Raw genomic sequence first — 13,481 nt, forward strand, 5'->3', positions numbered from 1 at the left:
ACGGCCCGCCCATCCCGCTCGGTGACGCAAAGTGCCCGCTTGAGGTCACCGCCGCAGGAAGACACCGATGCCGTTCGGCACCAGACGCTCCGCACCACCACTGGGATGGTTACGCACCGTCACAGTCTGTGTGTCAGGCTCCCGCGCGACCAGCGTCGAGGAACCGCCGCCGTCCAGACAGAACGCGTCCACCGACCCCAGCGACCGCATCAGGTCGGCCGCCTCGGCCACGCTCAGGCCGCCGCGGTACGCGGGTGAGCCGTCCAGGGCGAGCAGCAGCAGCGTACGGCCCTGGTCCCGGATCCCCGCGGCCGTACGGACCGCCGCGGTGACCGTGTCCAGGCCGGCCAGCGGCTGCCCGCCCCGCACCACCGGAAAGCCGCCGACCGCGAACCGGAACGGCGCCCGGGCGCGGTCCGCCAGCAGCCGGTGCCGCACGGCGACCCGGTCGCCCACCGACAGGGCGCGCAGCGCCCGCGCCCCCGCCTCCCGGCCCACCAGCACCTGATCGCCCTCGGCGATCTGCCCGCCCCCGGGCGAGCCGGCGACCGCGACGACCCGTCCCTGGCGGACGGTCACCTCATGGGTGTCCTCGCTGCACGGCGCGCCCCGGTCGGTGTCGGTGCCGCAGGTCGCCCGTACCCGCGAAGCCGCACCCCAGGCGGGGGTGAAGAGTCCCACCGAGCCGACCGGCAGCGCGTACTGGTTGAGCCCGCCCAGCTCCAGCTGCCCGGCCGGCAGCGACACCGAGCCGTCCAGGGTGAGCCGGTCCAGCCGCGCCCGGCCGTCGAAGCCGACCCCGAGGACGTCCCGGGTGGACGTGCCGGGCGGCAGCCTGGGGCCGAAGCGCTGACCCTCCGGTACGGCGGCCTTGAGCACCCGGCCGCCGGCGATCGCGGGCCCCACGGGCGCGCCGGTGGCCTCGACGCCCGGGTGCTGTGCCTCGCTGAGGTTGAAGAAGTCGCCGTTGACGCCGCCCACCGCGCCCCGCGCGTCCGCGAGCCGCGACAACGGCGCCCGCGCGGCGACCACGCCCGGATGCAGCAGGTCCACGACCACGCCCCGCCGGGCGAGATCGACGGCGAGGACATGGGCCCGGACGGGGCCCTTGGCGGCGGGACTGTCGAAGGCGGTGTAGCGCACGCCGGGCGCGACCGGGGTCCACCGGCCGGCCTTCGGAAGCGGCGGCGCGCCGGCCGGCTCCGCCGTGACTCCCGGCGCGGCGCCCGCGAGGCCGGCCCCTAGCAGGGCGCAGCAGGCCAGAAGCACCGTCACCACGGCGCGAGCGACATGTGACGGTGTGCGGTGACGTAACACGGTCCCCCCAGGGATACGGGCAACTCTCGTGGGTCCCTGGAGAGTTGCCCGCCCCCTGGGACCAGGGGTCAACGAGCTGGGAAAGGATCAGGAAACGCACCCCTTCGGGGGGTCTCCTGGGGAGGCTCAGGCGGTGAGGATGCCCGGGTCCGTGAGGCCCGGCGCGCCCGTCTCGACGTGTCCGGCGAACCGGCGCACGAAGTCCGCCGTGTTGGCGGCGACGGTGACGTCGTACCAGTTGCGGCAGGCTCGCAGGTCCACGGTGTGCCGAACCGTCGCGCCCTCGCGGACGGTGAACGTCCGCGGGGTGCCGGCGTAGCTGTTGGAGACGGTGAGCTGGGCGTCGGCCGTGCCCGCGTTGGTGAAGGTGAGGTCGAGGTTGCCGGTGGTGGCGTTGTGGCGCGCGGTGACCTCGGGGCCGGCGGTCTTGCCGGGGTTGCGGAAGCGGCGCAGGAAGCCGTTGGGGCCATGGACGGTGAGGTCCGTGACGCCCTTGGAGTACTGGGTGTTCCAGGTGTCCGCGATCGCCTTGCCGGCCTCGGTGGTGTACGTCCAGGGCGCGTCGGTGCGGTTGGCCGCGGTGACGTAGAACTGGGCGCCGGCGGCCGGGCCGCCGCTGAAGGTGAGCCGGTACCTGCCCGTGGCGATGTCGGCGGCGCCGTCCACGTAGGGGGCGTAGGGCAGCGGGCGGGTGGGCCTGCTGCCGGGCTCCTGCCGGGGCATGGTGCCCACGGCCGGGGCGGTGGGCCGGAAGTCGGGATGCCGGTCGCGGTCCGGCGGGAAGTAGGCGTCGGTCGGGGGCAGCTCGGCCGGCGTGGTCTGGGTGCGGGCGAAGTCGAACGCGGAGGTCAGATCGCCGCAGACGGCCCGCCGCCAGGGCGAGATCTGGGGCTCGTGCACCCCGAAGCGCTCCTCCATGAACCGGATGATCGAGGTGTGGTCGAAGGTCTCGGAGCAGGTGTAGCCGCCGGTGCTCCAGGGGGAGACGACCAGCATCGGGACGCGCGGGCCCAGGCCGTAGGGGCCGGCGACGTAGCCGGTCTTGCCGGGGAAGACGTCCAGGGCGGTGGGCGTGGTGGACAGGCCCTGGGCGGCGGAGGCGGGGGCGTACGGCGGCACGACGTGGTCGAAGAAGCCGTCGTTCTCGTCGTAGGTGATGAACAGCGCGGTGCGGGCCCAGACGTCGGGGTTGGAGGTCAGCGCGTCCAGGACCTGCGAGATGTACCAGGCGCCGTAGTTGGACGGCCAGTTGGAGTGCTCGGAGAACGCCTCCGGGGCGGCGATCCAGGACACCTGCGGGAGCCGGCCCGCCTGGACGTCGGCGCGCAGGATGTCGAAGAAGCCGTCGCCGTTCTTCGCGTTCGTGCCCGTGCGGGCCTTGTCGTGGAGCGGGTTGCCGGGCTGGGCGCCGCGGTAGCTGTTGAAGTACAACAGCGAGTTGTCGCCGTAGTTGCCGCGGTAGGCGTCGTCGATCCAGCCCCAGTGTCCGGCGGCGTCCAGGCCGTCGCCGATGTCCTGGTAGATCTTCCAGGACACCCCGGCCGCCTCCAGGCGCTCAGGGTAGGTGGTCCAGCCGTAGCCGGCCTCGGCGTTGTTGAGGACCGGACCGCCGCCCGTGCCGTCGTTGCCGGTGTGCCCGGTCCACATGTAGTAGCGGTTCGGGTCGGTGGCGCCGATGAAACTGCAGTGGTACGCGTCACATATCGTGAAGGCGTCGGCGAGCGCGTAGTGGAACGGGATGTCGGCGCGGGTGAGGTACGCCATCGTGGTCGGCGTCTTCGCGGGCACCCACTGGTCGAACCTGCCCTTGTTGAAGGCCTTCTGGCCGCCCGCCCAGTCGTGGTTGAGGCCCTGGAGGAACTCCATGCCGAGGTCCTCGCCGGCGGGGCGGAACGGCAGGGTCACCTTGCCGCCGTCGGCCTGGTGCCAGACCGACTTGCCGCTGGGCAGTGTCACGGGGCGGGGGTCGCCGAACCCGCGGACGCCCTTCATCGCACCGAAGTAGTGGTCGAAGGAACGATTCTCCTGCATCAGGACGACGATGTGCTCCACGTCCTGGAGCGTGCCGGTGCTTCCCTGGGCGGGGATCGCGGCGGCCCGGGCGATGCTGTCCGAGAGCATCGTGAGGGCGGCGGCGCCTCCGGCGAGCTGCAGGAAGCGACGGCGGTTGAGTTCAGTCATGGGTGCATCGACCTCGGCGGGTGAAGGGGTGGCGAGGGGCGCCCCAAGGACAGCGTGCGCGGGGTAGCGCCCGGCGGACACTCCATGACTGCCCGGCGTACGCCCGGCGAACGCCCCGCGACGGAACTCGTGTCGGGCGCGCCGGGGCGTGAGCGGAAGGTTCGGCCGGGCTGGGCGGTGCCGTGGCTGCGACCACCGCCCAGCCCGGAGTGTCAGGCCGCCTCCGGGGCGGCGTGCTCGTGTTCGCAGGCGTCACCGATGCCGTACGTCTCCCAGGCCGGGAAGTCGTCGTCGGCGGGAGCGGTCTCGCCGTCCGCGAGCAGGCACGCCTCCAGGGCGGCGTGCAGGGCGCCGGCGCGCAATCCGGTGCCGATGAAGACCAGTTCCTGGCCCTGCTCGGTGTGCGGGTCCCGGGCGCCGGAGGGCTCGAACCGCGCCACCGCGCCGGCCTGCGACCACAGTCCGGTCACGTGCGGGCGGCTGGCCAGCCAGAAGAAGCCCTTGGAGCGCAGGATGCGCCCGTAGGCGCCGCTGTCCAGACCCTCGGTCACCAGGCTCCACAACCGGTCTGGATGGAAGGGCTGATCGGCGCGGAAGACGGTGGAGGAGATGCCGTACTCCTCGGTCTCCGGCACATGGTCGCCGTTGAGCTCCATGACCCAGCCCGGCGCCTGCTGGGCGCGTTCGAGGTCGAAGCGGCCGGTGCCGAGGATGTCGCCCGGGGCGATCCGGCCCCGGGTGGCGGGCACGAGCCGGGCGGCCGGGTTGAGCCGGCTCAGCGCCGCCTTGAGACGGACGGCCTCCTCCACGTCGACCAGGTCGAGCTTGTTGAGCACGATCACGTCGGCGAACTCGATCTGGTCCATGAGCAGGTCGCTGACGGTGCGCTCGTCGTCCTCGTACTGGTCGAGGCCGCGTTCGGCGAGCCCGTCGCCGCTGGTCAGCTCCGGCAGGAAGTTCGCCGCGTCCACCACGGTGACCATGGTGTCGAGCCGGGCGAGGTCCCCGAGGGTGGCGCCGTCGTCGCGGGGGAAGGCGAACGTGGCAGCGACCGGCATCGGCTCGGAGATGCCGCTGGACTCGATGAGGAGGTAGTCGAAGCGGCCGTCACGGGCCAGCCGGTCGACCTCCTCAAGGAGATCGTCGCGCAGGGTGCAGCAGATGCACCCGTTGGTCATCTCGACCAGCCGCTCCTCGGTGCGCGAGAGGGCCGCGTCGCCGCCCCGTACCAGCGCGGCGTCGATGTTGATCTCGCTCATGTCGTTGACGATGACGGCGACCCGCAGGCCGTCGCGGTTGGCCAGGACGTGGTTGAGCAAGGTGGTCTTGCCCGCGCCGAGGAAGCCGGAGAGCACGGTCACCGGCAGTCGGCGGTCGCCGGACGCGCTGTCCGTCACGCCCGGTCCTCGGGGCGCAGGAGACCACGCTCGTAGGCCTTCAGCAGGCGCTGCGGTACGAGGTACACGGAGCCGTCGACGGTGAAGGGCACCAGCCGCGGCGTGCTCGCCTTCCACTGTGCGCGGCGGTGGCGGGTGTTACTGCGGGACATCTTGCGCTTGGGTACGGCCATGTCGGTCCTCCGGGGTGGTGGGTGCCCGGCCACGCTATATGAAAACGGATCCCATTATCAAAATGGTGGACGCGATCCCCGGCCGCGCGGCCGTGGCTGCCCGCTTCGAGACCGGCCTTGAATGGCTGAATATCGCCGTACGGACCGGCCGGGGCTCGAACGCTTCCACTGCCGGCTGGAATGGACCGATTCCGGCCGGGGGCCCCGGCGCCCTGCCCATTGCCCCGGCGGCGCCCGGGACGAGATCCTCATGCCCCCGCCCTGTGAACCCGCCCCGGCGGTGCCACCGCACCGATCCGGCCGTCTCTCCCGTGCGACGGTCATCGCACCGCCGGGATGGGCATAACGCGGGGATGAGCGACGCGCCGTTGTATCTGGAGCCGCGGCCGGCACGGCGATCGTCGTCGTTGCTGGCGTCGGCCGCCTTCCTCCATCAGCTCGTGGACGCCCTGGGCTCCCCGCTCAACGTCCTCCTGCCGGACCAGATCGCCGAGAACGCCGCACGCTTCCGCTCCGTCCTCGCCCGCCACCACCTCACCGGACGTATCTTCTTCGCGCACAAGACCAACCGCTCCAGCGCGCTGGTACGCCGGCTCGCCGCGACCGGCACCGACCTCGACGCCGCGTCGCTCGGCGAGCTCCAGCACGCCCTCGCAGCCGGATTCACCGGCGGGAGGATCATGGCGACCGGCCCCAAGGACCCCGAATTCCTCTGGCTCGCCGCCCGCGCCGGCGCGACCGTCAACGCCGACGGCCCCGGCGAACTGGAGACCGCCGCACGCCTGGTCCGCGACTACGGACTGCCTCGCCTGCGCGTCGTCCTGCGGCTGGCCGAGTTCGAGACGTCCGGGGCCAGGCGCCTGTCCCGACGCAGCCGCTTCGGCTGGTCGGTGAAGGCCCTGGATTCCCTGCTCGACGTCCTCGAACGGCACCGGGACGAGCTGGAACCCCTCGGCGTCGGCTACCACCTCGACACCACCAGCGTGGACGAGAAGGCCACCGCCCTGGAGGGCTGCCTGCGCGCCCTGGAGGAGCTGCGGCTGCGCGGCTTCGAGCCGCGGGCCGTCGACGTCGGAGGCGGCTTCGGCATCAGCTACCTCGCCCACGCCGGCCAGTGGGAGCGCTACACCACCGCCCTCACCGACGCGGTCATGGGCCGCCGCCCGCCGATCACCTGGGGCGGCCACGGCTACGGCCTGCGCAGCGAGAACGGCATCCTCAAGGGCGCTCTCGGCCTCTACCCCGCCCACCGGCCCGTCGCCGGCGAGGACTATCTCGACGAACTCCTCACCCGGCCCGCCCCCAGCCTCGGACGGTCGCTGGGCACCCTGCTCCTGGAGAGCCTCGCCGACCTGTACGCCGAGCCCGGCCGGGCCCTGGCCGACCAGTGCGGGCTCACCCTCGGCAAGGTGCTGGAGGTCCGGCGCACCGACACCGGCGAACACCTCGTGCGGCTCGCGATGAACGCCGGGGACGTCGGCCTGGAGGACCACGGCGTGCTCATGGACCCGGTGATCGTGCCCCGCGACCCCGGCCGCGGCCAGGATGACGGCGAGGGGCCGGTGGCCGCGTACCTCATGGGCAACCTCTGCCTGGAGGCCGACCTCATCACCCGCAGGGCGGTCTTCCTGCCCCGGCCGCCCCACCCCGGCGACCTCCTCGCCTTCGCCAACACCGCCGCCTACTGCATGGACTTCGGCGCCACCCACGCCCAGCAGCAGCCGGTGGCCCGCAAGGTCGCCGTCTCCGGCGAGGCGGGCTCCTGGCGCTGGTGTCTCGACGACCAGTACTGGCCGATCTCATGTCTGGGGGAGCAGCACGGATGAGGTACGACAGCATCACCGACGCCATCGGCGACACCCCGCTGGTGCGCATCGATCCGGCCGTGCACGGCCTGCGCCACATCGACCTCTACGCCAAGCTCGAAATGCTCAACCCGTTCGGCTCCCTCAAGGACCGGGCCGCCTGGAACATGACCCGGGAGGAACTCGCCGGCGCCAAGGAGCGCGGCGAGACGGTCGTGGAGCTGTCCAGCGGAAACACCGCCAAAGCCCTGGCCCTGATCGCCGGAATGCACGGTCTGCCCTTCAAGAGCGTCACCAACCGGATGCGCGTACCGGAGATCAAGGACCTCCTGCTGCTGCTCGGCGCGGAGATCGAGGAGCTGCCCGGACAGTCCGAATGCCTCGACCCCACCGACACCGAGGACCCCCTGACCCTCTTCCATCAGCAGCTGAGCCGTCCCGACAGCGCCCACCTCCACACCGACCAGTACTTCAACGCCCGTAACACCGAAGCCCACGCCGAGGGCACCGGCCCCGAGATCATCGCCGACCTCGACGGCCGTGCCCCCGACTGGTTCGTCGCCTGCGTCGGAACGGCCGGTTCCTCCACCGGGGTCGCCCGGACCCTGCGCGCCCACGACCCGTCGGTCGGCGTGGTCGGACTGGTCGCCCACAAGTCGGACTTCATCCCCGGTATCCGCACCATCGACGAGGTGCAGGAGGTCGGCATCTTCGACCCGGCGACGTACGACACGATCGAAGCCGTCGGCGCCGACGACGCCATCGACGGCATGCTCACCTTGATCCGCCGCTGCGGCCTGCTGGCCGGCCCCACGGGCGGCGCCGCCTACTTCGGCGCCGTACGCCACCTGGCCGCGCTCGACGGGGAACTGACGGGCCGTAAGACGGCTGTCTTCATCGTCTGTGACCGGGTGGAGAGCTACCTCGGCTACATCGGCCGCCGCCGCCCGGACCTGTTCGGCCGGCCGGCCGTACGAAACTCCCTCGCCACCCTCACCCCGAGCGAGATCAGCGCGGCCCCGGCCGTCGACGTCGGCGACGCGCGTAAATGGATCGAGACCCAGCGGCCCCTCGTGATCGACCTGCGGGGCCCCTTCGCCTACGCCGCCCTCCACATCGAAGGCTCCATGAACATCGTCGACGAGCTCTTCGAGGAACTGGTCAGGAACGGGATGCCGTTCAGCACCCGGCAGCCGGTGCTGCTGGCCTGCCCGGTCGGCGAGAAGTCCGCCCGCTACGCCGCCCTGCTGACCCGGATGGGACACCCCGACGTACGCAGCCTCGCCGGCGGCATCATCGCCTGGCGGGACGCCGGTGCTCCGCTGGTGCGTGACTGACATGGCGGCCGACCCGACGGAGGCGGCGATAGCGGAGCTGGCCGCGTGGCAGCGACCCCTGCGGGCCCAGTTCCCGATCATCCAGGCCCAGCCGGACCTGGTCTATCTGGACAGCGCGGCCACCTCCCAGAAGCCCCAGGCCGTCCTGGACGCCGTGCACACCTACCTCACCACCTCCAACGCCAACGCGGGCCGTGGCTCGTACCCCTGGGCCAACACCACCACCGCCATGGTCGAAGAGGCCCGGGACCGGATCCGGCGCTTCCTCGGCGACCCGGAACCCGAGCGGTCCTCCGTGCACTTCACCAGCGGCGCCACCGAAGGGCTGCGCACCGTCGCCCGGGACTGGCTGCCCGCACTGCTCGCCGACGGGGACGAGATAGTCGTCCCCTTCGCCGACCACGAGGCGAACCTCTCCCCATGGCTGGAGGCGCGGGAGCTGCTGGCCCGCCAGGGCGTGCGGATCACCGTACGTGAACTGCCCTACCAGGCGAGCTCCGGCGACTACGATCCGGCGGCGCTCGCCGCGCTCACCGGCCCGCGCACCCGGTTCGTCGCCGCGACCCACGTCCACCACGTCCATGGCGTCGACATGAACGTGCACCGCATCCGCGAGGTCGTCGGCCCCGAGGTGCCCATCTGTCTCGACGCGGCCCAGAGTATCGGCCACCTGCCGCTGTCGACGGCCGAACTCGACGTCGACTTCGTAGTGTTCTCCGGCCACAAAACCCTTGCCCTGCCCGGCACCGGCGCCGTCTGGGCCCGGGAGCGGCGTGGCCCCGCGTTCCGCCCCGGCGGCTGGGACGGAACGCCCAACACGGCCGGAATCGCCTCCCTCACCGCCGCGCTCGACTGGCTGGACGCCGCCGGCACCGACCGGATCGAACGGTGGACCACCGCGCTGACCGCCCGCCTGACCGACGGACTGAGCCGGCTGCCGGCGTACGACGTGATCGGCTGCCGCGCCAGCCTCGCGGCGGACTCCCAAGTCCAGCGCCGGTGCAGCCTGGTGACCTTCCGGCACCGCGAAATCCCCCCGCACGAGCTGGGCTTCATCCTCTTCAGCCACGGCTTCATGGTGCGCTCCGACGGCCACTGCCAGGCGGGCGCCGGTGTCAAGGACGCGTCGGTGCGCGTGAGCCTCCATGTCTACAACACACCCGAAGAGGTGGAAGGGCTGCTCACGGCGCTCGCCAATCTGCAATGATTTTCATAAGCACAGGGTGGGTGTACGACGGAGGCGACACGAGCGCATGGGGATGAGCACGGCCACGGCGGCGCGATGGGTGGAGCGCTGGGAATGCCAGCAGGAGCGGTACGCGGTCGACCGGGAGGAGAGATTCACGGTCATCGCCGACGTGGTCGAACACTCCACCGCGGACCGGCCCGCCCCCCTCGTCCTCGACCTGGGGTGCGGGCCGGGGTCCCTCGCGGCCCGGCTGGCCGGCCGCCTGCCGGCCGCCGAGGTCCTGGCCGTCGACGCCGACCCGCTGCTCCTCGAACTCGGCAGCGCCTACTACGGGCACCATCTGCGCTACGTCGAGGCGGTGATCGGAGCGCCCGGCTGGCTGGACGCTCTCGGCCTCGACCGGCCCGTGGACGCCGTGGTGTCAACCACCGCTCTGCACTACCTCGGCGAAGGGACCCTGCGGGACGTCTACCGGGACGTCGCCGGGCGACTGCGCCCCGGCGGCGTCCTCGTCAACGGCGACCACATCCGCCCGGACGCGGCCGCCATCTCCGAACTGGCCGCCCACGTCGGCCGCCGCCACGCCGAACGCCACAGCACCCTCACCCCCGAGGACTGGGAGTCCTGGTGGTCCGGCGTGGTCGCCGACCCCGAACTGGCCCCGCTCCTCTCCCGGTCCGGCGGCCGCGCCCACCCCCCGTGCGAGGGCAACGACCTGTCCGTCTCCGAGCACCTCACGCTGCTGCGTGAGGCGGGCTTCGCCCACGCCGGCGCCGTCTGGCAGTTCGGCAGCAGCCATGTCGTGGTCGCCGTGCGCTGACCCGGTGCCCGCCGGGCCCGGGGCTCAGCGGTACAGCTTGGCCACCGCCGTACGCGTGGTCTGCCGGAACCCGGCCAGCGGGGCGTCCGCCAGATCGCCCAGCTGCCCCCACTGGATATAGGTGACGGTGCGTCCGTCGCGGCCCACCGAGAACAGGCTTATGTCCGTGGAGCCGACCTCGCGGTCGGCGGTGTCCAGGCTGTAGACGTGGGCGCCCTCCTCGACCGCCACCCTGCCGTGGTAGGCGGACGTGGCCTCGGTCGTCGGGTACTGACCCAGGATGCGCTCCGCGCAGGAGGGTCCTGCTCGTGGCCGCCCGGACCGCCGGCTGCGACTGCCGGTGGGAACTGGAGCTCGAGTGGAGCAGCGAGGGACGCTCGGGCACGGTCCGGATCAACGACGGCGGCCGCCCCTTCCGTACGACCGGCATCCGGGGACGCCCCACCCACGCCTACGACACGGAGACCCGTCGCTGGACCGCAGCCCAGGACTGACGGCGGTTCACCGCTTGATCCGGTCCTCCGGGGCCGTCAGCATCCGCCGCTCCAGGACCGCGACATGCTCGGGGCGGTGCCTGCGCGCATGCCGGAGCAGCATGTCGCGGGCGGTCGGGCCGACGCGGCGCTTCTTGGGGTGGCGGGCCGTGAAACCCTCGCTCGCGAAGAAGCCGACGGCCGCGTCGAGTGCCACGGCGTCGCTCTCCCGTACCGCCCAGGCCAGTTCGTCCGTCGTCGCCGCCTCCAGCAGAGCGGTCGGGGCCTGCCGTGCCAGCAGATGAGCGGCGTCCCGCGAGCGCGGAGCACCCAGCCAGCCGAGCACGACCCGCAGCGGTACGGACCGTACGGCTCCCGGACCGGGGTCCTCACCGCGCGCCCACCGCCCGGCGTACCCGCGCAGCGGTTCCGGGGCGGCGGCGGCCCAGGCGGCCCGGTGGCGTCCGGGAATGGCGTCCGTGCGGCCGGGGTCCAGCAGCCCGGGCAGATGGGGGTCGAGGCTACGGATGCGCTGACCGGCCGCGTCGTACAGCGTGAGTGCCGGCTCCTCCTGGCACATGCAGATGAAGTCGTGGTGCGGTTCGGGGCGTTCCTCCGGCAGGGCGGCCAGCAGCTCCCGTATCTCGTCCGGGTCGTTGATCTCGTACGTTTCGGGGTGGCCGGGGAAGTCGGCGGAGGCCCGCGCGCGCCCCGTCACCACGACGCGGACGGCCCTGGACAGCGGTTTCATGGCGCGATCGTAGGCCGGTCGGCGAGCACCACCCACACCTGGCCGGGGGCGAAGTTCATGGGCTCGCCCGACGGGGTGGTGTAGGTGGTGCCCCGGTCGGCGGCCGGGCGGTTCCAGCGGGCCTCGTGGGCGCGGCCGTCCCGCAGCACCAGCGCCTGGCCCGACCCGACGGTTTCGGTGTACGGCGAGACGCTGCCCCAGCGGTCACGGAACTCCGAGGGGCGGACCTCCACGTCCTGGATCACCACCGTCGGGGCCCCCAGCGGACCGCCGTCCGTGGTCCGCGAGGCGACGCCGTCCATGGCCACCCGCCACTCCTTGCCGCTCTGCGACCAGGTGAAGGTGAAGCGGGCCGCCGGGAAACGGACCGAGTGCGTCTTCACCGGCTCGCCGCCCGCCGGAGCCGCGCCGAACCGGAATCCGATGTCCTTGGCCTCGTCCGTCTCCGGGGCCGCGTCGAGCGCCGCCGCGGGGCGCAGGTAGAGGTTGTGCGGCGCCGGACGGCGCTGATCACGGACGAAGGCCCGCGGGGCGTCCGACGGCTCCAGCGGGTGGAGCGGCGCCGCGTCGATCAGCGGTGCGAGCGCCGACTGCGAGCCGGAGTAGGCGAGCGCCGGGCGGCCGAACTGCCGCAGCAGCTCCAGGTCCGACTCCCGTGCGCTGCGCACCGGCCCGACGGTCTTCGGCTGCTGCGACGAGAAGACGGCCAGTATCCGGCTCTGTCCCGCCTCGACCTGCTCGACGTAGACGATGTCGGCCGAGCCCAGGCCGGTGTGCGGCCGCGCCGGCTCCACATTGTCGATCTTGACGGCGAGTACGGGGCCGGGGCGGGCCGGCAGCCCCGTGAACGGGGACACGCTCTGCTGGGTGCCGGCCGGCCGGGGCGCTGCCTGACGCTCCGATCCGGAACACCCCACCAGGCCGACGGCCAGGGCGAGGCAGGCCGTCACGGCCACCGCCGCTCCGGCCGGTCTCCTCGCGCGGTTCGCACCCATCCGTCTGCTCCCTTCCTCCAGTGGACCACGGAAGAAGCCCACCGAACAGATTGCTTCGCCCATCGGCTGGGGAGTTTCTGTTATCGCTCTTGGGCTGCCGCGTCTCCTGAGTGTTGGACCCTCATCCGTACCGCAGTGGAAAGTTGACCTCGCATGAAGCGCGAACCCGAGTCCTCCACCCAGGCATCCACCCCTGCCCGGCACGGCCGCCGGCGCGGTTCTCACCGGAGCCACCGGCCGAAGGGGGTGGCCATGGCGACCGGCGCGGTGGCGCTGGTCGTCGTCGCGGGCGGCGCCTACGGCGTTTCGCAGTTCCCCAAGGGCGGCGGGGGAGAGGCGCGTACGGTCGCCGAGGCCCCGGCCGATCCCGCCGCCCCTGCCGTGACCTCCGCCGCCCCCGCCGACCCGGACCGGGCGACGGCATCCGCGGCGCCGTCCGCTTCCGCTTCCGCCTTCGCCGCCCCCTCCGCTTCCGCTTCCGAGTCCGCGACGAAGCGCGCCACCGCTTCCAAGGCCTCGCCCTCCACCGGGAAGGAGGCCCGTACGAAGCCGGCCGCCAAGCCGAAGACCACCCCCGCGACCGGTTCCGGCAGGGCGACGCAGCGGCCGACGGCCAAGCCGGCCCGGCCGGGCGGCGGGCACGCCGGCCTCGCCCAGCAGATCGTCGACATGGTCAACGCGGAACGCGCCAAGAGCGGTTGCGGCCCCGTCACCGCCAACTCCAAGCTGACCAAGGCGGCCCAGCGGCACTCCGACGACATGGCGGCCCGCGACTACTACGCGCACTCCACCCCCGAAGGCGTCGGCCCCGGCGAGCGGATCACCGCCGCCGGATACCGCTGGAGCACGTACGGCGAGAACATATTCAAGAGCCCCAAGGACGCCCGCACCGCCATGGCGGGCTGGATGAAGAGCCCCGGGCACCGCGACAACATCCTCAACTGCTCCTTCAAGGAGATCGGCGTCGGCATCAACCTGCGGTCCAACGGCCCCTGGTGGACGCAGAACTTCGCCGCGCGCTGACGCGGGCGGCCGGCCGGGCG

The 13,481-nt window shown here is 72.6% G+C and carries 12 protein-coding genes and 1 pseudogene; 6 read left to right on the top strand and 7 right to left on the bottom strand.

The annotated features are described in order from the left end of the window. Positions 1-45: 45 nt before the first annotated feature. From IEZ01_RS02440 to rpmF, 4 genes are all read right to left on the bottom strand, one after another. The gene (locus tag IEZ01_RS02440; protein WP_189199567.1) at positions 46-1,278 is read right to left on the bottom strand and encodes a phosphodiester glycosidase family protein; all 1,233 of its coding nucleotides are present in this window, start codon (positions 1,276-1,278) and stop codon (positions 46-48) included. 165 nt (positions 1,279-1,443) lie between these two features. Next, complete coding sequence (locus tag IEZ01_RS02445) at positions 1,444-3,498, bottom strand: phosphocholine-specific phospholipase C (RefSeq protein WP_189199569.1); 2,055 nt, start codon at positions 3,496-3,498, stop codon at positions 1,444-1,446. A gap of 212 nt (positions 3,499-3,710) precedes the next feature. Next, positions 3,711-4,895, bottom strand: a complete 1,185-nt coding sequence (locus IEZ01_RS02450; RefSeq protein WP_019891177.1) for a GTP-binding protein — start codon at positions 4,893-4,895, stop codon at positions 3,711-3,713. Then, positions 4,892-5,068 (bottom strand): 50S ribosomal protein L32, encoded by a 177-nt coding sequence (rpmF, locus tag IEZ01_RS02455; RefSeq protein ID WP_019891179.1) that lies wholly within the window; start codon positions 5,066-5,068, stop codon positions 4,892-4,894. Before rpmF ends, IEZ01_RS02450 begins: the two co-directional genes overlap by 4 nt. A gap of 353 nt (positions 5,069-5,421) precedes the next feature. Between rpmF and IEZ01_RS02460 the strand changes: the two genes are divergently transcribed. The 4 genes from IEZ01_RS02460 to IEZ01_RS02475 are packed head-to-tail and all read left to right on the top strand — an operon-like array spanning position 5,422 to position 10,219. Next, complete coding sequence (locus IEZ01_RS02460; RefSeq protein ID WP_189199571.1) at positions 5,422-6,894, top strand: type III PLP-dependent enzyme domain-containing protein; 1,473 nt, start codon at positions 5,422-5,424, stop codon at positions 6,892-6,894. Then, a complete protein-coding gene (locus IEZ01_RS02465) occupies positions 6,891-8,210 on the top strand; it encodes a pyridoxal-phosphate dependent enzyme (protein WP_019891182.1) in 1,320 nt (439 codons plus the stop codon). Before IEZ01_RS02460 ends, IEZ01_RS02465 begins: the two co-directional genes overlap by 4 nt. Position 8,211: 1 nt before the next feature. Then, positions 8,212-9,417, top strand: a complete 1,206-nt coding sequence (locus IEZ01_RS02470; RefSeq protein ID WP_189199840.1) for an aminotransferase class V-fold PLP-dependent enzyme — start codon at positions 8,212-8,214, stop codon at positions 9,415-9,417. Between the two features lie 46 nt (positions 9,418-9,463). Continuing rightward, entirely contained in the window at positions 9,464-10,219 is a 756-nt protein-coding gene (locus IEZ01_RS02475; protein WP_028798231.1) for a class I SAM-dependent methyltransferase, read from the top strand. A 24-nt stretch (positions 10,220-10,243) separates the two neighbouring features. On the opposite strand, the pseudogene IEZ01_RS02480 reads toward IEZ01_RS02475, so the two are convergent. Continuing rightward, positions 10,244-10,471 (bottom strand): annotated as a pseudogene (locus tag IEZ01_RS02480) (hypothetical protein); the annotation flags it as partial. 56 nt (positions 10,472-10,527) lie between these two features. Here IEZ01_RS02480 and IEZ01_RS02485 point away from each other — a divergent pair. Next, on the top strand, positions 10,528-10,713 hold the full coding sequence (locus IEZ01_RS02485) for a hypothetical protein (protein WP_189199573.1): 186 nt from the start codon (positions 10,528-10,530) through the stop codon (positions 10,711-10,713). A 7-nt stretch (positions 10,714-10,720) separates the two neighbouring features. On the opposite strand, the gene IEZ01_RS02490 is transcribed toward IEZ01_RS02485, so the two are convergent. Together IEZ01_RS02490 and IEZ01_RS02495 are read right to left on the bottom strand one after the other, a co-directional pair. Continuing rightward, on the bottom strand, positions 10,721-11,443 hold the full coding sequence (locus IEZ01_RS02490) for a hypothetical protein (protein ID WP_019891189.1): 723 nt from the start codon (positions 11,441-11,443) through the stop codon (positions 10,721-10,723). Beyond that, on the bottom strand, positions 11,440-12,438 hold the full coding sequence (locus IEZ01_RS02495) for a DUF3048 domain-containing protein (RefSeq protein ID WP_028798232.1): 999 nt from the start codon (positions 12,436-12,438) through the stop codon (positions 11,440-11,442). The genes IEZ01_RS02490 and IEZ01_RS02495 overlap by 4 nt, the downstream gene beginning before the upstream one ends. 252 nt (positions 12,439-12,690) lie before the next feature. Here IEZ01_RS02495 and IEZ01_RS02500 point away from each other — a divergent pair, with 252 nt between their 5' ends. Further along, positions 12,691-13,461, top strand: coding sequence for a CAP domain-containing protein (locus IEZ01_RS02500; protein WP_229832608.1), 771 nt, complete (start codon positions 12,691-12,693; stop codon positions 13,459-13,461). Positions 13,462-13,481: the final 20 nt, after the last annotated feature.

Source organism: Streptomyces purpureus, assembly GCF_014648195.1.
Lineage (GTDB): Bacteria > Actinomycetota > Actinomycetes > Streptomycetales > Streptomycetaceae > Streptomyces > Streptomyces purpureus.

Coding starts and splice junctions, on each gene's coding strand:
- IEZ01_RS02445 (WP_189199569.1), bottom strand. CDS start 3,498: ATGACTGAACTCAACCGCCGTCGCTTCCTGCAGCTCGCCGGAGGCGCC.
- rpmF (WP_019891179.1), bottom strand. CDS start 5,068: ATGGCCGTACCCAAGCGCAAGATGTCCCGCAGTAACACCCGCCACCGC.
- IEZ01_RS02460 (WP_189199571.1), top strand. CDS start 5,422: ATGAGCGACGCGCCGTTGTATCTGGAGCCGCGGCCGGCACGGCGATCG.
- IEZ01_RS02465 (WP_019891182.1), top strand. CDS start 6,891: ATGAGGTACGACAGCATCACCGACGCCATCGGCGACACCCCGCTGGTG.
- IEZ01_RS02470 (WP_189199840.1), top strand. CDS start 8,212: ATGGCGGCCGACCCGACGGAGGCGGCGATAGCGGAGCTGGCCGCGTGG.
- IEZ01_RS02475 (WP_028798231.1), top strand. CDS start 9,464: ATGGGGATGAGCACGGCCACGGCGGCGCGATGGGTGGAGCGCTGGGAA.
- IEZ01_RS02490 (WP_019891189.1), bottom strand. CDS start 11,443: ATGAAACCGCTGTCCAGGGCCGTCCGCGTCGTGGTGACGGGGCGCGCG.
- IEZ01_RS02495 (WP_028798232.1), bottom strand. CDS start 12,438: ATGGGTGCGAACCGCGCGAGGAGACCGGCCGGAGCGGCGGTGGCCGTG.
- IEZ01_RS02500 (WP_229832608.1), top strand. CDS start 12,691: ATGGCGACCGGCGCGGTGGCGCTGGTCGTCGTCGCGGGCGGCGCCTAC.